This window comes from Streptomyces sp. NPDC051776, from assembly GCF_040681345.1.
Lineage (GTDB): Bacteria > Actinomycetota > Actinomycetes > Streptomycetales > Streptomycetaceae > Streptomyces.
Map to the genome: position 1 here is coordinate 175,727 of NZ_JBFAYQ010000008.1, position 19,488 is coordinate 195,214.

Here is a 19,488-nt window from a genome sequence, read left to right on the forward strand (position 1 = left end):
GCCACGGTTGCCCCCGTAACTCTGCGCGAGTTGGCTGTTCCCTATCGTCAGTTCGCCAACCAACGCGAACATCCACCAACTATTGCTAACAGTCACACCTCCCGCACAGCGCCGCACGCGTTCCGTCCCAGGCGTTTCACAGGACTGGTGAGACAGCAATACTGTTGAACCGGAACGGCGCACGGACAGGAGGGGCGCAGCCGATGACCCAGCAGACGACTCCGGAGGCCGAGGCGTCCACGGAAAACGAACCCGCCCTCACCGTCGACGAACTGGCCGCGCGGGCCGGGGTCACGGTCCGCACGGTCCGCTTCTACAGCACCCGCGGGCTGCTGCCCCCGCCCGCGATAGGCCCTCGCCGGGTCGGCCGCTACGGCGAGGAGCACCTCTCCCGGCTCGCCCTCATCGAGGAGTTGCAGAGCCACGGCATGACCCTGGCGGCGATCGAACGCTATCTGAGCCGTCTCCCACCGGACCTGACCGCGCAGGACCTCGCCATCCACCGCGCGCTGGTGGCGTCCTGGGTGCCGGACAGCGCCGAGGAGGCGACGCGTGAGCAGCTCGAGCGGCGCGTGGGACGGGAGTTGTCGGAAACGGACCTCGACCGGCTCGCCGCGATGGGCGTACTCGTACGGACCGGGGAACCGGACGTGCTGCGGATCGATCCGGGGCTGCTGCACCTCGGTGCGCGGCTGCTGGACGTACCGATCTCCCTTGAGGCGATGCTCGCGGCGCGGACCGTGGTGGTCGAGCACACCCGCTCTGCCGCCCGCGAACTGAGCAGGCTCTTCCGCGAGGAGGTCTGGGACTCCCCCGCCGGCGACGAAACGGAACCCGAGCGTCTGGCGCGTACGAAGTCGCTGTCCGCCCATATGCAGCCACTGGTCGTGCAGGCGCTGGTCACGGCGTTCCAGCGGTCGATGAAGGCGGAGCTGGGGACCTGGCTCGGCGACGACGGGCGGAACGGGCGGGACCGGCGGAACGGGCGGAACAGACGCGGCGAGGGCACGGCGTAACCCCCGGACGCGCCACGGGCCGGACCCGCATCGGATGCGGGCCGGCCCGGCGGCACCGGCAGATCCGGTGCCGGTGATCAGCCGTCACGCGTCAGGCTTCACGCGTCAGGCTTCACGCGTCAGTCATCACGCGTCCGTGAACGTCTCGCCCCGCTTCGCCTTGCCCAGCAGCAGCTCCGGCGGCGCGAACCGGTCGCCGTACGCCGCCTGCAACTCACGGGCGCGCGCGATGAAGCCGGGCAGCCCCCCCTCGTAGCCGTTGATGTACTGCAGGACGCCGCCGGTCCAGCCGGGGAAGCCGATCCCGAGGATGGAGCCGATGTTGGCGTCCGCGACCGAGGTCAGCACGCCCTCCTCCAGGCAGCGGACGGTGTCCAGCGCCTCGGAGAACAGCATCCGCTCCTTCACGTCCTCGAACGGGATGATGGCGTCCCGCTTGGTGAAGTGCTCGCGCAGGCCCGGCCACAGACCGGCCCGCTTGCCGTCCGGGTAGTAGTCGTAGAAGCCCGCTCCCCCGCTCCGGCCCGGGCGGCCGAACTCGTCGACCATGCGGTCGATGACCTCGTCGGCGGGGTGTGCGGTCCACTCGTGGCCCGCCGCCTCGGCCGCGCGCCGCGTCTCGTTCCGGATCTTGCGCGGGAGGGTGAGGGTCAGCTCGTCCATCAGGGACAGGACCTTGGCCGGGTAGCCCGCCTGGGCCGCGGCCTGTTCGACGGAAGCCGGGTCGATGCCCTCGCCGACCATCGCCACGCCCTCGTTGATGAACTGGCCGATGACGCGCGAGGTGAAGAAGCCGCGCGAGTCGTTGACGACGATCGGCGTCTTCTTGATCTGGCGGACCAGGTCGAAGGCGCGGGCGAGCGCCTCCTCGCCCGTCTTCTCCCCCTTGATGATCTCGACCAGCGGCATCTTGTCGACCGGCGAGAAGAAGTGCAGCCCGATGAAGTCCTGGCTGCGCTGAACCCCTTCGGAGAGCAGCGTGATGGGGAGGGTGGAGGTGTTGGAGCACAGCAGCGCGTCGGGCGCCACGACCGACTCGATCTCCTGGAAGACCTTGTGCTTGAGTGCCGGGTCCTCGAAGACGGCCTCGATCACGGCGTCGCAACCGGCCAGGTCCCGCACATCGCCGGTCGGTGTGATGCGGGCCAGCACCTCGTCCCGCTTCTCCTGCGTCGTACGGCCCTTGGCGAGCGCCTTGTCCAGCAGCCCCTCGGAGTACGCCTTGCCCGTGCCGGCCGCCTCCGCCGAGACGTCCTTGAGGACGACCTCGATCCCGGCCCGGGCGCAGGAGTACGCGATGCCGGCGCCCATCATGCCCGCGCCGAGGACCGCCACCTTGCGGACGGTGCGCGGCTCGAAGCCGGAGGGGCGGTTGGCCCCGGAGTTGACGGCCTGGAGGTCGAAGAAGAAGGCCTGGATCATGTTCTTGGCGATCCGGCCGGTGACCAGCTCGGTGAAGTAGCGGGACTCGATGACTTGAGCGGTCTCGAAGTCGACCTGGGCGCCCTCGACGGCCGCGGCGAGGATGTTCCGCGGCGCCGGGTAGGGGGCGCCGCCGGTCTGCTTGCGCAGATTGGCCGGGAAGGCGGGCAGGTTGGCCGCGAACTTCGGGTGGGACGGGGTCCCGCCGGGGATCTTGTAGCCCTTGACGTCCCACGGCTGCACGGACTCGGGGTGGCTGTCGATGAAAGCGCGCGCCTTGGCGAGCATGTCCTCGGGTGTCGTCGCGACCTCGTGGACCAGCCCCGCCTCCTGGGCGCGGCGCGGGTTGTACTGGTTGCCCTGCAGCAGGACCTTCAGCAGCGCGTCGGTGATGCCCAGCAGCCGTACGGTACGGACGACACCGCCGCCGCCCGGCAGCAGGCCGAGGGTGACCTCGGGGCAGCCGATCTTGGAGCCGGGGGCGTCGAGCGCGACGCGGTGGTGGCAGGCGAGCGCGATCTCGAAACCGCCGCCGAGGGCCGCGCCGTTGACGGCCGCGACGACGGGCTTGCCGAGGGTTTCGATGCGCCGCAGGTCGCGCTTGATGCCCATGCCCATCTCGAATACCTGCTGCGCGTGCTCGGGGCCGAGCTTGCTCATGTCCTTGAGGTCTCCGCCCGCGAAGAAGGTCTTCTTGGCGGAGGTGACGATGACACCGCGGACGGACTCTCGCTCCGCCTCCAGGCGGTCGGCGATCGCGGTGAGGGAGGCCTTGAAGGCCCGGTTCATGGTGTTGGCGGACTGGTCGGGGTCGTCGAGGACGAGCGTGACGATGCCGTCGTCGCTCTGCTCCCAGCGGATGGTGGTGCTCTCGGTCATGTCGAAGTCTCCGTGGTGTTCCGGCGTGGGCGTGGCGGGAGTTCGGCGGCGCGTCAGAGGCGTTCGACGACGGTGGCGATTCCCATGCCGCCGCCCACGCAGAGCGTCACCAGCCCGTACCGCTGGTCGCGGCGCTCCAGTTCGTCGATGACCGTCCCGAGGATCATCGCCCCGGTGGCACCGAGCGGGTGGCCCATCGCGATGGCGCCGCCGTTGACGTTGACCTGATCCATGGAGAAGCCCATCTCGCGGACGAAGCGGAGCACGACGGCCGCGAACGCCTCGTTGATCTCGACCAGGTCGATGTCGCCGGCGCTCAGGCCCGCCTTGGCCAGCGCCTTGCGGGAGGCCGGGGCGGGACCGGTGAGCATGATCGTCGGGTCGGCGCCGGAGACGGCGGCCGAGACGATCCGGGCGCGCGGCGTCAGGCCGTAGCGCTCGCCGACCTCGCGGTTGCCGATCGCCACCAGAGCCGCGCCGTCGACGATTCCGGAGGAGTTGCCCGCGTGGTGCACGTGGTCGATCTTCTCCACCCAGTGGTACTTCTGCAGCGCCACGGCGTCGAAGCCGCCGGCGTCGCCGATGGTGGCGAAAGAGGGCTTGAGGGAGGCGAGGGTGTCCGCGGTGGTTCCGGGGCGGATGTGCTCGTCCCGGTCGAGGACGACCAGCCCGCTGCGGTCCAGTACGGGGACGACGGACCGGTCGAAGCGGCCGTCCTTCCACGCCTCGACGGCGCGCTCCTGCGACTGGGCGGCGAAGGTGTCCACGTCGTGGCGGGTGAAGCCCTCGACGGTGGCGATGAGGTCGGCGCCGATGCCCTGCGGGACGAAGCCGGTCTCGTAGCTGGTCATGGGGTCCATGGCCCAGGCGCCGCCGTCGGAGCCCATCGGAACGCGGGACATCGACTCGACACCGCCCGCCAGGACCAGATCCTCCCAGCCGGAACGGACCTTGGCCGCCGCCATGTTGACGGCCTCCAGGCCCGAGGCACAGAAGCGGTTCTCCTGAACGCCCGCGACGGTGTCGGGGAGTCCGGCCGCGATGGCGGCGGTCTTGGCGATGACGGAGCCCTGGTCGCCCAGGGGGCTGACGACGCCGAGCACGACGTCGTCCACGGCGGCCGGGTCCAGTCCGGGGAAGCGGCGGCGGATCTCATGGATGAGCCCGACGACGAGGTCGATGGGCTTGGTCCCGTGCAGCGCGCCATTGGCCTTGCCGCGCCCGCGCGGGGTGCGGATGGCGTCGTACACGAACGCTTCGGTGCTCACGTCAGCAGCCTTTCGAGGGTGGGCCGGGTGGGGCTCAGGGGGCGGGTCAGGAGAGCAGGGAGCGGCCGATGATCTCCTTCATGATCTCGGTGGTGCCGCCGTAGATCGTCTGGATACGGCCGTCGGTGTAGGCCCGGGCGACCGGGTATTCAGCCATGTAGCCGTACCCGCCGTGGAGTTGCAGGCACCGGTCGGCGACCCGCTTCTGCAGCTCGGTGGCCCACCACTTGGCCATCGAGGCGTGCACCGCGTCGAGCTCGCCACCGGTGTGGTCCTCGATGCACCGGTCGAGGAAGGTGCGGGCGACCGCGCATTCGGTGGCCATCTCGGCGATCTCGAAGCGGATGTGCTGGAGCCGCGCGAGAGGGCGGCCGAACGCCTCGCGCTCCTTGACGTATTCGGTGGTGATCTCCAGCAGGTGCTCGGCTCCGGCGACCCCGGCGACGGCGATGGCCATGCGCTCCTGCGCGAGGTTGGTCATCAGATGGACGAAGCCGCCGTTCAGCTCGCCGAGGAGGTTCTCCTTGGGCACCTTCACATCGTTGAAGAACAGCTCGGCGGTGTCCTGGGCCTTCTGCCCGATCTTGTCGAGATTGCGGCCGCGTTCGAAGCCTTCCGCGCCGCGCTCCACGACGAGGAGGCTGAGCCCGTGCGCACCGCCCTCGGGGGCCGTCCTGGCCACCACGATCACCAGGTCGGCGAGGATGCCGTTGGAGATGAAGGTCTTGGACCCGTTCAGCACCCAGTGGTCGCCGCGGTCGTCCGCCGTCGTACGGATGCCCTGGAGGTCGGAGCCCGCGCCCGGCTCGGTCATGGCTATCGCGGTGATGATCTCGCCGGTGCAGAAGCCGGGCAGCCAGCGCCGCTTCTGCCCGTCCGTGGCGAGCGAGGTCAAATACGGGCCGATGATGTCGTTGTGCAGGCCGATCGCAAGGCCGGAGGCACCGGCACGGGCGAACTCCTCGTGCATGACCGCGGCATAGCGGAAGTCGTCGTTCCCGCCGCCTCCGTACTCCTCGGGGACCGCGATCCCGAGGAGCCCCTGACGGCCGGCGGCGCGCCAGGCGGCGCGGTCGACGATGCCGTCCTTCTCCCACTGCGCATGGTGTGGCAGCACCTCCTTGGCGAGGAAGGTGCGCACGGTCTCGCGGAACGCGTCGTGCTCTGGGGTGAAGATCCGGCGCTTCAACGGTCCTCCTGGAGGGGCTGGTCGGCAAGGCGCGGCACGTCCCAGTCGCGGGCCACCTCCGCGGTGTCCGCGCCCGGCTGTGCGGGGGGCCGGATCACGGCGCCGGGGGTGACGGAGAAGCGCGGGGCGGGCGAGGGCTGGGTGATGCCGCCGTGGTCGGTGAAGGTGGCGCGCGCGGCGAGGTGCGGGTGGGCGGGGGCCTCCCGGAGGGAGAGGACGGGAGCGACGCAGGCGTCCGAGTCCTGGAAGACGGCCGTCCACTCGGCGCGGGTGCGCTGCTTGAAGCGGGCGGCCACGGTGGCGCGCAGCTCGCTCCACCGCTCGACATCCTTGCGGGCGGGCGCCTGGTCGGCGATGCCGAGCAGCCGTACGAACTCGTCGTAGAACCGCTGTTCCAGGGGGCCTACGGCCATGTGGCCGCCGTCCGCCGTCTCATAGGTGCCGTAGAAGGGGCAGCCGCCGTCGAGGAGGTTGGTGCCGCGACGGTCCTGCCAGCCGCCGGCCGCCATCATGCCGTGGATCATGGCGGTCAGATGCGCGGTCCCGTCGACGATCGCCGCGTCGACGACCTGGCCGCGGCCCGCCGTGCGCGCGTGCTGGAGGGCGGCGAGGACCCCGATGACGAGGTAGAGCGAGCCGCCGGCGTAGTCGCCGAGGAGGTTGGCGGGGATCGCGGGCGGCTCCCCGGGCCGGCCGATCATGCCGAGGGCACCGGTGATGGCGATGTACGCGATGTCGTGTCCGGCCCGGTCCGCCAGCGGGCCCTCCTGGCCCCAGCCGGTCATGCGCCCGTAGACGAGCCGGGGGTTGCGCGCGAAGCACTCGTCGGGGCCGATACCGAGGCGCTCGGCGACGCCGGGGCGGTAGCCCTCGATGAGGATGTCGGCGCGCCCTGCGAGGTCGAGAACGGCCGCCGGGCCCTCGGGGGACTTGAGGTCCAGCAGGACGGAGCGCTTGTTGCGGTTGGTGACGTCGTAGGCGGGGTCGATGTTGAGCCCGGCGCCGCCGGGGCGGTCGACGCGGACGACGTCGGCGCCGAGGTCGGCGAGGAGCATGGCGGCGAACGGCCCGGGGCCGATTCCCGCCAGCTCGACGACCCGCACACCGGTCAGCGGGCCTTTCCCTGCGGCTGCCATCAAGCCCCCAAGAGCTTTGACACTATTGATGTAACATCAGTGATGCTAAGAACACGTTCCACCGCGCACAAGCCCCGGCGAATGTGAAACACACGGATGGGCCGCCCGGAGGGCGCGTTGGCCCCGAACTCCCGCGGTGAGCAGGGAAGTCGGCCCGTGTGGCTCGCGTCACGCGCGCGTTCGCCGGTACGGCGAAATCAGGACGGACCGGACCCGTCGGCCGCCCGCGCCCCTCACGGCGGCGGGCCCTCGCGCCGGGACTTCGTCAGTCCGCATCCAGCTCCGCGATCAGCCGTTTGGGAGCGATGACGCGGTAGCTCTCCTCCACCCAGTCGCACAGCAGGTCCGCCGCGGGGGCGCCCGGTTCGGTGAGGGGGATGCTCACCCACCCGGCCTTGCCGAGGCCGTAGCCCGCCGGCTCCGCGCCGGGACAGGACATCGCGTGTTCATGGACCGCCGCGTCCTTGAGCTTGACGGTCACGCCCGGCGGATGACTGCCGTCGTCGACACCGAGGAAGACGAACACCTTCTTGTTGACCTTGATGACGCTCTCGCCCCAGGGGAACTCCTCGACCGCCCCGGGCAGCCCCAGCGCGAACGCGCGCACGCGCCCCCGCACCCTCAGCGGCCCCTTCAGAGCCTTCGTGGGGTCCTGGTCCTTCGCCGCCGCCATCGCTTCCCTCGCTTCACCCCGTACGCCCTGCCCGGCTCGCCCCGGCCTGCGCGGTCCACGCTAGCCGGGGAGACCGACAGCGGTCCGTGCACGAGCCGGTCGGCGTCCGCCGTACGGTCCAGTCGCGGTAAAGGCGGTGCGGGACGCCGCCCCCGACGAGCAGGAACAGACCGCGGTGAGCGGCTCCACCGGCACCACCTCCGGTGGCTGGACCGCCCAAGACCAGGACGGCCGGCGTCCGCCCGAGCGGCGCGCCCTCGGCCGGCCGCGCCCCGGGCACCGGGACCGCAACGCCCCGCCGAGCGCGCCAACGCGGCAGACGGAGCCGAGCGAGGCGGCGCGCCTCACTTGTCGGGACGTGCCCCACCCGGCGCTCCAGTCGCCGGCCTCCGGCGGCTCCCGCCGCACCCAAGCGCCACCAGTACCGGGCGCAGGACGCCGATCCAGGACCTGGCGGCGGCAGACCTCCGGTACGGACGGTCGGGAATGGCTCCCCGGCGCCGTTCCCCGGTCCGGTTCCCGGTCTGCTCACAGCAGTCCGCCCTCTTGCAGCAGACGGCGTACGGACTTGACGGCGGCGTCCCCCAGCGGGACCTGCGGGGCGGCCGTGGTCGGGCAGTCGATGACGCCGAGCAGACGGAGCGCCGCCTTGAAGGCGCCGAGCGCCGAGGAACTGCGGCCCATTGCCGCCTCGTCGCCCACTTCGGTGAGGGCGAACAGCGCGGCGAGCCGGTCCTGCTCTGCAGCCGCTTCGGTCCAGCGGCCCGCGCGGGCGTGCGCGTACAGCCGTACGTAACCGGCCGGATCGACGTTGCCCAGCCCCGGCACGACACCGTGCGCCCCCGCCAGGAGGCCGCCGTCGACGGCGAGTTCGGAGCCGGTGAGCACGGAGAAGGTGCGGTCGAGGCCGCGGCGGCGCAGTTCGACGAGGAGACGGCGGAGCACGCCGTCATCACCGCTGCTGTCCTTCAGGCCCGCGAGGGTACCGTCCGCCGCGAGGTCCAGGACGACCGCGAGCGGGAGCTTGGTGTGCACGGCCATGGGGATGTCGTAGGCGAAGAGCGGCAGATCCACGCCCCGGCGGATGCGCCGGAGGTGATCGGCGATCTCGACGGAGTGGGTTCGGGTGTAGAAGGGCGCGGTGGCCACGAGAGCGTCCGCGCCCAGCTCGGCCGCGGCGCGGGCGTGATCCAGAACGCGGGCCGTGGTCATGTCGATCACCCCGGCCAGGACCGGCACCCGGCCGGCCGTGGCCTCGACCGCCGCACTCAGGACCGTACGGCGCTGAGCATCGCTCAGATAGGCGGTCTCACCGCTGGAACCGAGCGCGAAGAGCCCGTCCACGCCCGCGCCGACGAGGTGTTCGACGAGGGCGCGGAGAGAGCGGGTGTCGACGTCTCCGTCGGGGGTGAGGGGCGTGCACAGCGGCGGTACGACGCCGGTGAGGGGGGCGGGGAGAGGCATTGCGGCTCCACAATTTCGGGCAATCGCAAAGGAGTTCGGCCACACCGGACGTTGGACGTCCTATTGTCCTGAGCTGACAGTGCCTCAGTGGAAACGTCGCGTCAAGACCCGTCGGGGTGTGGTCCCGACGGGCTCCGGGCGTCCTGGTTGCGGGCGGGTGCGACCCGGCCGGTCCGGGACTGCTGGCCGCCTGTCGCCGCGTTACGTACCGTGGCGTCACCGGCCGGGAGCCGAGCGGCGACCGGTCTCCGAAGGGAGCGTGAGGGTGCAGCGGACCTACGACATCGTGCTGTTCGGGGCGACCGGCTTCACCGGCGGCCTCACCGCCGCGTACCTGGCGCGGAACGCACCCGACGACTGCCGCTGGGCTCTTGCCGGACGCAGCACGGCCAAACTGGAGCGCATACGCGAACACCTGGCCCGGAACGACCCCCGCTGGGCCTCGCTGCCCCTCCTCACCGCCGACGCGGGCGATCCCGGTTCACTGCGCAGGATCACCGCCGACGCACGCGTGGTGGCGACGACCGTGGGGCCGTACACCCACTACGGCGAGGGGCTGGTCGCCGCCTGCGCGGAGTCCGGGACGGACTATGTGGATCTTTGCGGGGAGCCGGAGTTCGTCGACCGGATGTACCTCCGGTACGACGCCCGCGCCCGGGAGACCGGTGCCCGGCTGGTGCACGCCTGCGGATTCGACTCCGTGCCGCACGACTTGGGGGTGCGCTTCACCGTGGACCAGCTCCCGGAAGGCGTACCGCTGCGCATCGACGGCTACGTCCGCACCAACGCGACCTTCTCCGGCGGCACGCTCGCCTCGGTTCTGACCGCGCTGTCCCGGCCGGTGTCCATGCGACGGGCGGCGCGTGAACGCCAGCGCCGCGAGCCGTGGCCGGGTGCGGCCGAAGGACGGAGGGTACGGACGGGCCCGGTGATCCCGCGCGGTGCGCGGGGGGTGAGGGTCCTTCCGCGGCGCAGCCGCGACGCGCGCGCCTGGGCGCTGCCGCTGCCCGGCATCGACGCACAGATCGTCGGCCGCTCGGCGGCCGCGCTGGAACGATACGGTCCCGACTTCCGCTACCGCCACCAGGCGGCGGTGAAACGGCTGGCGGTGGCCGTAGGCGGCATGGCGACGGTCGGCGCGGTGTTCGCGCTGGCCCAAGTCCCGTTCGCACGGAGGCGGTTGTCCGCCCGCCGGTCGCCTGGCCAGGGCCCTTGCGCCGAACGGAGGGCGCGGAGCCGGTTCACGGTCCGCTTCGTCGGAAACGGCGGCGGACGGCGCGTGGTCACGGAGGTCGCGGGCGGCGACCCGGGGTACGACGAGACGGCGAAGATGCTCGCCGAGTCGGCGCTGTGCCTGGCATACGACGACGTGCCGAGGACGGCGGGACAGGTGACGACGGCGGTCGCGATGGGCAAGCCTCTGACGGACCGTCTGACGGTGGCGGGGCTGACGTTCCGCGTCCTGAGCACCACGTAGCGGGCACCCGGCACGCGGCCCAACCGGGTGCCTCCTGCGAGTCCCGCCAGGACACCGGGCGTTGAGTCCGATCACGGAAGGCGCATACTCCACGGGCTTCCATCCCCCCTGTGCCGAGGCCCCGTTGGACCCCGGCACAGGGGGGATGTCAGCCGAGGAACAGGCACGCGCCGGGCGTCATCCCCGGGTCAGGCGGGCAGCGCGGCCCTTCTCACCCGCCGCCCAGCAGGACCCGTCCCGCGTGCAGTCCACCGTGTCGAACGAGCCGGTGTCGAACGTGCGCCACGTACGCCCCGCGTCCAGCGTCAGGTCGCTGCCCGCCGGGCCAACCGCGATCGCCGCGGGCCACGGCGTGGGGAGCCATGCCACGCCCGAGCGGTAGGCCGGTGGCGGGGTCTGCGCCTGCTTCCACGTGCGGCCCCCGTTCCCGCTGACCGCTCCCGCCTGCGGAGACGCCTGGTCCGGACGGTAGTCGCCGCCGACCGCGACGCCGAGCCCGCGGCCGCGGAACGCCACCGCGAACACACCCTTCGCGGGGTCACCCGCCGGGATCGTCGACTCGGCGGCCCGCCACGTACGGCCGCGGTCCCGGGAGTGGAGGATCCGCGCCGTCGCGGCGCCGCCCGTCGCCATCCACACGTCACGCCGCCCAGAGGACACCAGGCACTGTCCGCTCGCCGCGAAGCCCGCCTCCCCGGTCTGTGCGGGCGGCATGCCGCCGGAGGGCAGCACCCTCCAGGTCCTGCCCCCGTCACCCGTGGCGAGGATGCGGAACTTTCCGTCCACCGGGTCGCTCATCGCCAGACCGTGGCGCCGGTCGAAGAAGGTCATGCAGTCGTAGAAGGCCTTCGGGTCGGTGTTACGGAAGCTCTCCTTCCATGTCGCCCCGCCGTCCTCCGTACGGAAGACCCGGGACGCCTCGCCCTCGCCAATGGCCAGGACGACCGCATGGCGCGCGTCGAACGCCTCGACATCGCGGAACTCCAACTCCCCGGCGCCCGGCGGCGATACGTTACGCCATGCACGCCCGCCGTCAACGGTGCGCAGAACCGTCCCCTTCGAACCCGCCAGCCAGGCCGTGCTGCCGCTGACCGCCGCGAGGCCGCGGAACCGCACCTCGCTTCCGGTGGGGGTGGATTGCCAGACGATGCGGGACCGGTCGTGGTCCGCGGCACCCGCCGGGGTCGCGGCGGTCGCAAGTGCCGCCGCGCACAGGCCGAATGAGACCGCACGCCTCAGGAGTCTCGTGAGCGTCATGGCGCGGGAAACTAGCCGACCGCGACCACCGGGACCAGACCCCCGCCGACGCGGCGGCACACCAGTGGCGGACACGGCACAGCGGGAGCGGGGCAGGGGAACACGGCACAGCGGGAGCCGGCAGGGGGAAGACGGCACAGCGGAGGCGAGCGGAGGAGGGCCGCGCCGCCGCGGAGCCCTCCACCGGGCATCTCAGCCGACCGGCTGCTGGCGGTACTCCGCGAGCCCCGGCACCGTCCGGGTCATGGTGAACTGCGTGACCCGGTACCCGCAGACCTCCTCCTGGACGAACGGGTCGCTGGCCACGACGGCCTCGATACGGTCGCGGTCGTCGCCCACCGCCAGGATCACCCCGCCGTCGGGCGGGTACTTGCGCCCCGAGGCGACGAACACCCCGGCGTCGAACTGCTCGTCCACCCACTCCATATGGGCTTCACGGAGGGCGTCGACCTCGTCGGCGGGCGCGGTGTAGGTCAGCTCTAGAACGAACATGATCCGAGCCTACGTGCCGGTGCCGCGCCCCGGCTCCCGGGCTCCCCCGCGACCGCTCGCGGCCCTCCCCCGTACGCGCTCGGCCACGCGAACCGCTGAGTCGTACGCACTGATCCGTCCGCATTCGGCCGTCCGGTACTCAGCCGTCGGCACTCAGTCTTCCGCGCTCAGCCGTACCCACTGATCCGTCCGCACTCGGCCGTCCCGCGCCGACTCCCCTACGCGTTCAGCCCTCCGCGAGCGCCATGGCCAGCGCCCGGCGGCACAGGTTGTCGGCGTGCCGCGTCGTCTCCGGCAGCCGGTAGCGCGGGGTCAGCCGCAGCGTGTGCGCGCACGCCTCCTCCAGACCGACGGCGTGTCCCACCGAGACGAAGACCGGCTTGACCCCCTCGCGCGTGCGCAGTGCACGCCCCACCACGTCACCGCCGTCGGCCAGCGGCGTCCACGCGCCACGCTCCGGGCCCGGCGGCTCGTACGCAAACGCGAACGACGTCTTGGCGACCCCGAACGCCGGGAGACCGGTCAGCACCCCGAGATGGCTGGCGAGTCCGAGGCGGCGCGGGTGTGCGATGCCGTGGCCGTCGCACACCACCAGGTCGGGCAGGGCGACCAGCTGCTCCAGTGCCCGCAGGACGGGCGGGAGCTCGCGGAAGGCCAGCAGGCCAGGCACGTACGGGAACGAGGCCGTGGTGACGGCAGTCGCCCGCTCGGTCACCTGCAGGGTCTCCGCGTTCAGGACGACGGCGGCGCCTGCGACGCGGTCGGTTTTCTCGTCGTACGCCACGTCCACCCCGGCGATCCTGACCGCCGATCCCGGGACCGGGCCGGGGCTCTCCAGGTCGACGAGTCCGCGCAGGCGTTCCTGCTCCGCCACGGCCTCGGCCTCGGTGCCCGGCCAGGACAATTCCGCCCATCCCATAGCCCAGTCCTATCACTGAGCCGCTGGGTGACAGACATCACCCTGCCCACCAATGCACGGATCCGGCCACACGCTCGTCTTATCCAGTGGAACCCATGTCGCAGCCCATGTCTCGAACCACGTGCCGCCCGGCACAGGGTCCGGGGATCCCTACGAGCGCGAGGAGGCAGGCGTGTCCCCTGTCATCGACCAAGCTGTCCGTGCCGGCCTCATCACGTCCGACGCCCAGGTGCAGGACATGACGGCCGTGCTGAGCTACCGGCGGGACGACCCGCTGGCCATCCGCATCTGTTTCCCGCCGCGGGCCTCGCTCGCCGGCTCGGACGTGGCCTGGGTCTTCGGTCGTGACCTGCTGGCCCAGGGTCTCGACGGCCCGGCGGGCGAGGGCGACGTGCACGTACGCCCGTTCGGCGACGACCTGACCGTGCTGGAGTTCCACGCCTCCGTCGGCACGGCCATGGTGCGCATGGAGACCCCCGATCTGCGGCGGTTCCTCCAGCGTTCGTACCTTCTGGTGCCCGCGGGAAGCGAGGGCTCGCACTGGGATGTGGACGCGGAGCTCGCGGCCCTGCTGAGACAGGCGTGAACGTAAGAATTCAGCCATTTCGCACCATGTGAATCAGCACCCCCGGGACGCTTCCCCGGGGGTTCGGGCTTTACGGGGGTCCCGAGGGGCTTTCGACCGGACCGATGGACCTCCCGCGCCGTGACCGGGCCGTGCCCCGGAGCCCGGTCCCTCGACCGTTCAGGTCTCCGCGAACGTCCGGAGCGGGGCGCGGGGTTCAGTGAGGGGCGCGGGGTCCGCCACGGGGCACGGGGTCCAGCACGGGCGCGGCGTCCAGTGCGGGGCACGGGCGCGTAATTGCGTTGCCGCGCCGCACCGCCCCCCGTAGCTTCTCCTACGGCCCTGTTGTCGCCGATCGGAGAAAGCCGTTGCTCGTCTGAGGTCCTGAGACACCGAGCTCAAGCAGTGATGCAGATGAACTGCTCCTGCGTCGAGCCGTGTGCGGACCTCGGCACCGAGCCGCTTTCCCCCGCGACCGGGGCCATCCGCGTATCCGTTCGCGTCCCGGTCGCAGCCCCGCTGCCGCCGTCGCTGCCGTGCCGCCCCGGTGTCTCCACGTGGTGCCCCTGCTTCACGCGACTCTTGGAGGGTGCATGGCTCAGTCCGCCACCTCATCCGTCACCTGCTCCGCACTCACCTTCGCCTGGCCCGACGGAACTTCCGTTTTCGAGGACTTCGACTTGTCGGTGGGGCCCGGCCGCACGGGTCTCATCGGGCTGAACGGCTCCGGCAAATCCACGCTGCTGCGGCTTATGGCCGGGGAGCTGACGCCTGCCGCGGGCAGCGTCCGTACCGCGGGCGACGTGGGATACCTGCCGCAGAACGTCGTCCTGGACACCACCCTGCGGGTCGACGAGGCGCTCGACATCGCGGCAGCACGTGCGGCGCTGCACGCCATCGAGGCGGGTGATACGAGCGAGGCCCGCTTCCTCTTCCGCGGCGCCCGCGCCGACCGGATCGCGGGCACGCTCTCGGGCGGCGAACGCTTCCGCGCCTCCCTCGCCTCGCTGATGCTCGCGGAACCGGCCCCGCAGCTCCTCATGCTGGACGAGCCCACCAATAACCTCGACATGGCCTCGGTCCGCAAGCTGACGGCGGATCTGGAGTCGTACGAGGGCGCGCTGCTGGTGGCCAGCCACGACATCCCGTTCCTGGAGGAGATCGGGATCACCCGATGGATGCGGCTGGACGGTGAGTTGACACAGGTGGAGGCGGAGGACGTATGAGGACGTGGGCGGACGAGTCGTCAGGGAACGGGCGGGACAGCGGCGGAGGGTGAATTCCGCCCGGCTCGCCCCGGGCGTGAACCACGCGCCGGGGGCGACGTCGTAGGAATCACCGGGTTCGTCGAGTAGCGTCCGCTCGCGAAGATCATCATTGGCCGCGGAAGATCATCGTTAGCCGCGGGCAGCCAAAGCCGCCCTGTCACCTGCCGCCACGGAGCTCCGCACATGACGACCCTGGCCTTCGACCTCTACATCCGCGCCACCCCCGAGCAGGTCTGGCAGGCCCTGACGGACCCGGAGCTGGTGCCGCGCTGGCGCTTCGGGATGTCCTTCGACACGGACTGGAGGACCGGTTCCCCGCTCACCAGCCGGGCCCCGGACGGGTCGGGCACGGTGACCCAGTGCCTCCCCGGCCGCCGTCTCGCCTACGACTGGATCCAGACCGACCAGCCGGAGTCCAACGGCGGCCACTCGTCGACGGTCATGTACGAGCTGGGCGCGATGGGAGAGGTCACCCAGCTCAGCGTCGTCCACAGCAACTTGGACGAGGAGGGCCTCTTCCTCAAGGTGGTCCGGCCGGGGTGGCCGATGCTGCTCTCCAGCCTCAAGACGCTCCTGGAGACGGGCGAACCCCTCCCCTTCCGCACGAGCGCCTGACCTGCTCCGGCGCGACGGCACGCCACCCGGCTTCCGCCTGTGGGTCCCTCGACTCCGTTCCGTACGAGCAGCGTCAAGGGCCGACCGCAGTACGGCTATGCGCTCGAGACGCGTACATGGACCCGCGACGCCTCATGACGACGCCCGGAGGAACGTCGCCCCGGCACACGCCGGTCGCCGCTCGCCCCACCACCATCAACTCCCGTCGCCGCTCGCCCCACCACAGCCATCAACGCCGGTCGCCTCTCACGACGAGCGCTGAGCGCGCCACTCCTGGACGACATGTTCGACGTCGAAGGGGACCAGATTGAGCGGAGGACCGGAGAGCGGCGTCCTGATCGCCTCGCGGATCCGGTCGTTGATGTCCGCGACGATCCTCCGCACCTCGGACTCGGACGCCGCCCGCTGCACGGCCGGTCCCGGCCGCCCCGCACTTGCCCGACGCCCGGCACGCTGAGCGCCGTTCAGGTCGGGTCGCGGGGGCACGCCGGGTGTGCCTGCACCACCGCTTCGCCTCGGGCTTCGGCCCGCCGGTTCCCCGGGGTGGGAAGGAGGTCGCCAAGTGCTGTGGCTGCGGCCAGTGCGTCCACGGGGTGGTGCGGGGTCTGTGCGGGATCCGCGTCCGCCGGGGATTTCTCCGCGGCAGGCGGGCCCGGGAAGTAGAGGATGAGCCACGTCGCAGTTCAGGATGGGTGCACGCACCCGAGGGGCCTGCCCGAGGGTACGAGCGGAAACTCCGGGTACGAGCCGATCGCGGTCACGGCCCGAGCACCCCGTCCGCCGCCCGCACCCGTAGCCCACGACCCCGCCCGCGTCCCCACCCACACCCGAGGGAGCCACCACGTGCCCAGCAAGAAGGTGCTGATCCGCCGCCCCAGTCCGCGTCTCGCCGAGGGCATCGTGACCCATGTCGAACGCACCCCGGTGGACTACGGCCGTGCGCTGAGCCAGTGGGAGGCCTACGTCGGGGCGCTCCAGGCCCACGGCTGGGAGCCGTTCGAGGTCGAGCCCGCCCACGACTGCCCCGACAGTGTCTTCATCGAGGACACGGTGGTCGTCTTCCGGAATGTCGCGTTGATCGCCCGCCCGGGCGCCGACGCCCGCAAGCCGGAGACGACGGAGGTCGAGGAGGCCATCGCACGGATGGGCTGCTCGATCAACTGGGTCTGGGACCCGGGGACTCTCGACGGCGGCGACGTCCTCACGATCGGCGACACCATTTACGTCGGCCGGGGCGGGCGCACGAACGCGGCAGGGGTCCAGCAACTCCGCGCCGCCTTCGAGCCGCTGGGCGCCCGTGTGATCGCGGTGCCCGTCAGCCGGGTGCTCCACCTGAAGTCCGCGGTCACAGCCCTGCCGGACGGAACCGTGATCGGCCATCCGCCGCTGGTCGACGACCCGTCGATCTTCCCGCACTTCCTGCCCGTACCGGAGGAGACCGGGGCGCACGTCCTGCTGCTGGGCGGCGGAAAGCTGCTCATGGCGGCGAGCGCGCCGAAGACCGCGGAGCTGCTGAGCGGACTCGGCTACGACGTCGTGCCGGTGGACATCAGCGAGTTCGAGAAGCTGGAGGGCTGCGTGACGTGCCTGTCGGTCCGGTTGCGGGGCCTCTACCGGTAGCTGCTACGGCAGTTCTTCCGCCCCGCGTCCGGCGCGCGCCCACCCGGCCCCCGCACCCGAGGTCCAGGTCCCGCGCCCAGCCCCCGCCCCTTCCCCGACCCCCGCAGACGGCCGCACCTCAACCGGACATAAGCGGGCGAAGCTTTCGCACGCGTGACCGGAGACTTATCGCGGCCTTAACCTACGGCTTCGTAACCTACGCAGCCGTAACTGTTCCGCATGCCCCCGGCCTGCCCGCGCACGTTTCCAGGAGCCACCGTGACCTTCAGCCCCATCCCTCTCGCCCCGTCGTCCGGGGCATGGAGCGACGCCCGGCTTCTGTACGCCCTGGAGGAGGTCGTCGAGACCGAGCTCAACCGGCACCTCAAGGTGGCCAAGGAGTGGATGCCCCACGAGTACGTGCCGTGGAGCGACGGCCGGAACTTCGACGGCCCGCTCGGCGGCGAGCCCTGGGCGCCCGAGCAGTCGAAGGTCAGTGACATCGGCCGGACGGCCCTCGTGGTGAATCTGCTCACCGAGGACAACCTCCCCAGCTACCACCATGAGATAGCCACGCTCTTCGGCCGCGACGGCGCATGGGGCCAGTGGGTCCACCGCTGGACCGCGGAGGAGGGCCGGCACGGCATCGTCTTGCGCGACTACCTGCTCACCTCCCGGGCCGTCGACCCGGTGGAACTCGAACGGTTCCGTATGGCGCACATGTCGGAGGGGTTCGAGTCCGACAACCGGCACAGCATGCTGCACTCCGTCGCGTACGTGGCCTTCCAGGAGCTGGCGACCCGTATCTCGCACCGCAACACCGGCCACCACTCCGGCGACCCCGTGTGCGACCGGATGCTCGCCCGGATCGCCACCGACGAGAACCTCCACATGGTCTTCTACCGGAATCTGCTGGCGAAGGCCTTCGAGTTGGCCCCCGACCGGACCATGGCCGCCGTCCGCGACGTCGTCGTCAACTTCCGCATGCCCGGTCACGGCATGCCGGGCTTCGAGCGCGCGGCCGCCCGGATGGCCATCGGCGGTATCTACAACCTCCGCATCCACCACGACGACGTACTGCAGCCCGTCCTCCGCTTCCTGAAGGTCCTGGAGATCACCGGACTGGGGCCCGAAGGCCTCAAGGCGCAGGAGGAACTGGGCCTGTTCATGGGCGGTCTCGACGAACAGGCCACGAAGTTCGACGAGCGCCGCGAGGCGCTGCTCGCCCGCCGCGCGGCCGCCAAGTCTGCCTGACGGCGGGCCAGGCCTGCCTGACGGCCGCCCGGAGCGGTACGAAGCGTACGGCGGTCGAGCTGTACGGGCGTACTCGACGGCCCGTCCGTCATGAACGATCTGGGCGGTCTTGGTGGAGTTCGCAGTCCAGCGCTGATCCTCGTGCGAGGGCCCGGCGCGTACGGCCGTGGCAGGCCGTACGTCCCGAGTATCGTCGCGGCGGTGCGGGCGGCGCAGCCCGCACCGTCCCGCGACGACTCGGCGAGGTCCGTGATGCGAAAGATCGTCCTGTCGCTGTCGATGTCCCTCGACGGCTTCTTCGAGGGCCCGAACCGCGAGATCGACTGGCACTTCGTCGACGACGAGTTGCACCGCCACTTCAACGAGTGGATCCGGACGGTGGGCGGCTTCCTCACCGGGCGTGTGACCCATGAACTGATGGCCTCGTACTGGCCGACCGCCGATGCCGATCCGTCCGTCGGCGAGACGGAGGCGGAGTTCGCCGGTATCTGGCGGGACATGCCGAAGATCGTGTTCTCCAGGACGGTGGCGAAGGCCGACTGGAACGCCACGGTCAAGCGCGAGGTCGTCGTCGAGGAGATCGAGGAGCTCAAGGACCAGCCGGGCGGGGATCTGGTGCTCGGCGGCCCCGATCTCGCGGAGACGTTCCGGCGGCACGACCTGATCGACGAGTACCGGATCTACATCCACCCGGTGCTGCTGGGCCGGGGCCGGCCGTTGTTCCGAGAGTCCGACAGCCGGCCCCGACTCCGTCTCGCCGAGAGCCATACCTTCGGCAGCGGCGTGGTCCTGCTCCGCTACGAGCGGCTCCGGACTCCCGCGCGCTGATCGCAGCACGGTTGCCTTCGCCGTTGCCGCGGTGGCGGGCATCCGGCCTCCCGGGCCGGCACGCGCCTGCTGGCTAGGGAGCGTATTTGGTCGTGATCAAGGGGCGGCTCGCGTGAGGTCCTTGATCCAGATCATCGAGGCGCGGAGGTGTAGGCCGGCAAGGTAGC

Annotated in this window: 18 protein-coding genes; 8 read left to right on the forward strand and 10 right to left on the reverse strand. The window is 71.3% G+C overall.

Annotated elements, in window-relative coordinates; all coding sequences use genetic code 11:
* Positions 1 to 203: 203 nt before the first annotated feature.
* Positions 204 to 1,016, forward strand: coding sequence for a MerR family transcriptional regulator (locus AB0M26_RS09690; RefSeq protein WP_365257227.1), 813 nt, complete (start codon positions 204 to 206; stop codon positions 1,014 to 1,016).
* Between the two features lie 126 nt (positions 1,017 to 1,142).
* Here the strand turns inward: AB0M26_RS09690 and AB0M26_RS09695 are convergent, their stop codons facing one another.
* The 6 genes from AB0M26_RS09695 to AB0M26_RS09720 all read right to left on the reverse strand — a co-directional run bounded on the left by AB0M26_RS09695 (position 1,143) and on the right by AB0M26_RS09720 (position 9,047).
* The gene (locus AB0M26_RS09695) at positions 1,143 to 3,317 is read right to left on the reverse strand and encodes a 3-hydroxyacyl-CoA dehydrogenase NAD-binding domain-containing protein (RefSeq protein WP_365257229.1); all 2,175 of its coding nucleotides are present in this window, start codon (positions 3,315 to 3,317) and stop codon (positions 1,143 to 1,145) included.
* A 53-nt stretch (positions 3,318 to 3,370) separates the two neighbouring features.
* Positions 3,371 to 4,585 carry an acetyl-CoA C-acetyltransferase gene (locus tag AB0M26_RS09700; RefSeq protein ID WP_365257232.1) on the reverse strand — a complete coding sequence of 405 codons (1,215 nt, stop codon included), beginning with the start codon at positions 4,583 to 4,585 and terminating at the stop codon, positions 3,371 to 3,373.
* 46 nt (positions 4,586 to 4,631) lie between these two features.
* Positions 4,632 to 5,774, reverse strand: coding sequence for an acyl-CoA dehydrogenase family protein (locus tag AB0M26_RS09705; RefSeq protein WP_365257235.1), 1,143 nt, complete (start codon positions 5,772 to 5,774; stop codon positions 4,632 to 4,634).
* Complete coding sequence (locus AB0M26_RS09710) at positions 5,771 to 6,910, reverse strand: CaiB/BaiF CoA-transferase family protein (RefSeq protein WP_365257238.1); 1,140 nt, start codon at positions 6,908 to 6,910, stop codon at positions 5,771 to 5,773. The genes AB0M26_RS09705 and AB0M26_RS09710 overlap by 4 nt, the downstream gene beginning before the upstream one ends.
* A 265-nt stretch (positions 6,911 to 7,175) precedes the next feature.
* On the reverse strand, positions 7,176 to 7,583 hold the full coding sequence (locus AB0M26_RS09715; RefSeq protein WP_365257241.1) for an MmcQ/YjbR family DNA-binding protein: 408 nt from the start codon (positions 7,581 to 7,583) through the stop codon (positions 7,176 to 7,178).
* 528 nt (positions 7,584 to 8,111) lie between these two features.
* Entirely contained in the window at positions 8,112 to 9,047 is a 936-nt protein-coding gene (locus AB0M26_RS09720) for a dihydrodipicolinate synthase family protein (protein WP_365257244.1), read from the reverse strand.
* Positions 9,048 to 9,306: 259 nt separating this feature from the next.
* Here AB0M26_RS09720 and AB0M26_RS09725 point away from each other — a divergent pair, with 259 nt between their 5' ends.
* A complete protein-coding gene (locus AB0M26_RS09725) occupies positions 9,307 to 10,524 on the forward strand; it encodes a saccharopine dehydrogenase NADP-binding domain-containing protein (RefSeq protein WP_365257247.1) in 1,218 nt (405 codons plus the stop codon).
* 177 nt (positions 10,525 to 10,701) lie between these two features.
* Here AB0M26_RS09725 and AB0M26_RS09730 read toward each other — a convergent pair whose 3' ends face one another.
* The 3 genes from AB0M26_RS09730 to AB0M26_RS09740 form a co-directional block, all read right to left on the reverse strand.
* Positions 10,702 to 11,781: an oxidoreductase gene (locus AB0M26_RS09730; RefSeq protein WP_365257250.1), complete on the reverse strand. Its 1,080-nt coding sequence runs from the start codon at positions 11,779 to 11,781 to the stop codon at positions 10,702 to 10,704.
* Between the two features lie 192 nt (positions 11,782 to 11,973).
* Positions 11,974 to 12,273, reverse strand: coding sequence for a YciI family protein (locus AB0M26_RS09735; protein ID WP_365257253.1), 300 nt, complete (start codon positions 12,271 to 12,273; stop codon positions 11,974 to 11,976).
* Positions 12,274 to 12,499: 226 nt separating this feature from the next.
* Positions 12,500 to 13,192, reverse strand: coding sequence for an endonuclease V (locus AB0M26_RS09740; RefSeq protein WP_365257256.1), 693 nt, complete (start codon positions 13,190 to 13,192; stop codon positions 12,500 to 12,502).
* 172 nt (positions 13,193 to 13,364) lie between these two features.
* Here AB0M26_RS09740 and AB0M26_RS09745 point away from each other — a divergent pair, with 172 nt between their 5' ends.
* The 3 genes from AB0M26_RS09745 (at position 13,365) to AB0M26_RS09755 (ending at position 15,640) form a co-directional block, all read left to right on the forward strand.
* Positions 13,365 to 13,778, forward strand: coding sequence for an SsgA family sporulation/cell division regulator (locus AB0M26_RS09745; RefSeq protein ID WP_365257259.1), 414 nt, complete (start codon positions 13,365 to 13,367; stop codon positions 13,776 to 13,778).
* Positions 13,779 to 14,350: 572 nt separating this feature from the next.
* Positions 14,351 to 14,983: an ATP-binding cassette domain-containing protein gene (locus AB0M26_RS09750; protein ID WP_365257262.1), complete on the forward strand. Its 633-nt coding sequence runs from the start codon at positions 14,351 to 14,353 to the stop codon at positions 14,981 to 14,983.
* Positions 14,984 to 15,208: 225 nt separating this feature from the next.
* On the forward strand, positions 15,209 to 15,640 hold the full coding sequence (locus AB0M26_RS09755; protein WP_365257265.1) for an SRPBCC domain-containing protein: 432 nt from the start codon (positions 15,209 to 15,211) through the stop codon (positions 15,638 to 15,640).
* 246 nt (positions 15,641 to 15,886) lie between these two features.
* Here the strand turns inward: AB0M26_RS09755 and AB0M26_RS09760 are convergent, their stop codons facing one another.
* On the reverse strand, positions 15,887 to 16,051 hold the full coding sequence (locus tag AB0M26_RS09760; protein ID WP_365257268.1) for a hypothetical protein: 165 nt from the start codon (positions 16,049 to 16,051) through the stop codon (positions 15,887 to 15,889).
* A 432-nt stretch (positions 16,052 to 16,483) separates the two neighbouring features.
* Between AB0M26_RS09760 and ddaH the strand changes: the two genes are divergently transcribed.
* The 3 genes from ddaH (at position 16,484) to AB0M26_RS09775 (ending at position 19,321) form a co-directional block, all read left to right on the forward strand.
* Positions 16,484 to 17,260: a dimethylargininase gene (gene ddaH, locus AB0M26_RS09765; protein ID WP_365257271.1), complete on the forward strand. Its 777-nt coding sequence runs from the start codon at positions 16,484 to 16,486 to the stop codon at positions 17,258 to 17,260.
* 258 nt (positions 17,261 to 17,518) lie between these two features.
* Positions 17,519 to 18,493, forward strand: a complete 975-nt coding sequence (locus AB0M26_RS09770; RefSeq protein WP_365257274.1) for an acyl-ACP desaturase — start codon at positions 17,519 to 17,521, stop codon at positions 18,491 to 18,493.
* 252 nt (positions 18,494 to 18,745) lie between these two features.
* The gene (locus AB0M26_RS09775) at positions 18,746 to 19,321 is read left to right on the forward strand and encodes a dihydrofolate reductase family protein (protein WP_365257305.1); all 576 of its coding nucleotides are present in this window, start codon (positions 18,746 to 18,748) and stop codon (positions 19,319 to 19,321) included.
* Positions 19,322 to 19,488 lie beyond the last annotated feature (167 nt).

What these genes read in the sequence shown, in the direction of transcription:
- AB0M26_RS09720 (WP_365257244.1), bottom strand. Translation starts at nt 9,047, where the DNA reads ATGCCTCTCCCCGCCCCCCTCACCGGCGTCGTACCGCCGCTGTGCACG.
- AB0M26_RS09750 (WP_365257262.1), top strand. Translation starts at nt 14,351, where the DNA reads ATGGCTCAGTCCGCCACCTCATCCGTCACCTGCTCCGCACTCACCTTC.
- AB0M26_RS09715 (WP_365257241.1), bottom strand. Translation starts at nt 7,583, where the DNA reads ATGGCGGCGGCGAAGGACCAGGACCCCACGAAGGCTCTGAAGGGGCCG.
- AB0M26_RS09730 (WP_365257250.1), bottom strand. Translation starts at nt 11,781, where the DNA reads ATGACGCTCACGAGACTCCTGAGGCGTGCGGTCTCATTCGGCCTGTGC.
- AB0M26_RS09695 (WP_365257229.1), bottom strand. Translation starts at nt 3,317, where the DNA reads ATGACCGAGAGCACCACCATCCGCTGGGAGCAGAGCGACGACGGCATC.
- AB0M26_RS09755 (WP_365257265.1), top strand. Translation starts at nt 15,209, where the DNA reads ATGACGACCCTGGCCTTCGACCTCTACATCCGCGCCACCCCCGAGCAG.
- AB0M26_RS09735 (WP_365257253.1), bottom strand. Translation starts at nt 12,273, where the DNA reads ATGTTCGTTCTAGAGCTGACCTACACCGCGCCCGCCGACGAGGTCGAC.
- AB0M26_RS09775 (WP_365257305.1), top strand. Translation starts at nt 18,746, where the DNA reads ATGCGAAAGATCGTCCTGTCGCTGTCGATGTCCCTCGACGGCTTCTTC.
- AB0M26_RS09740 (WP_365257256.1), bottom strand. Translation starts at nt 13,192, where the DNA reads ATGGGATGGGCGGAATTGTCCTGGCCGGGCACCGAGGCCGAGGCCGTG.
- AB0M26_RS09710 (WP_365257238.1), bottom strand. Translation starts at nt 6,910, where the DNA reads ATGGCAGCCGCAGGGAAAGGCCCGCTGACCGGTGTGCGGGTCGTCGAG.
- AB0M26_RS09690 (WP_365257227.1), top strand. Translation starts at nt 204, where the DNA reads ATGACCCAGCAGACGACTCCGGAGGCCGAGGCGTCCACGGAAAACGAA.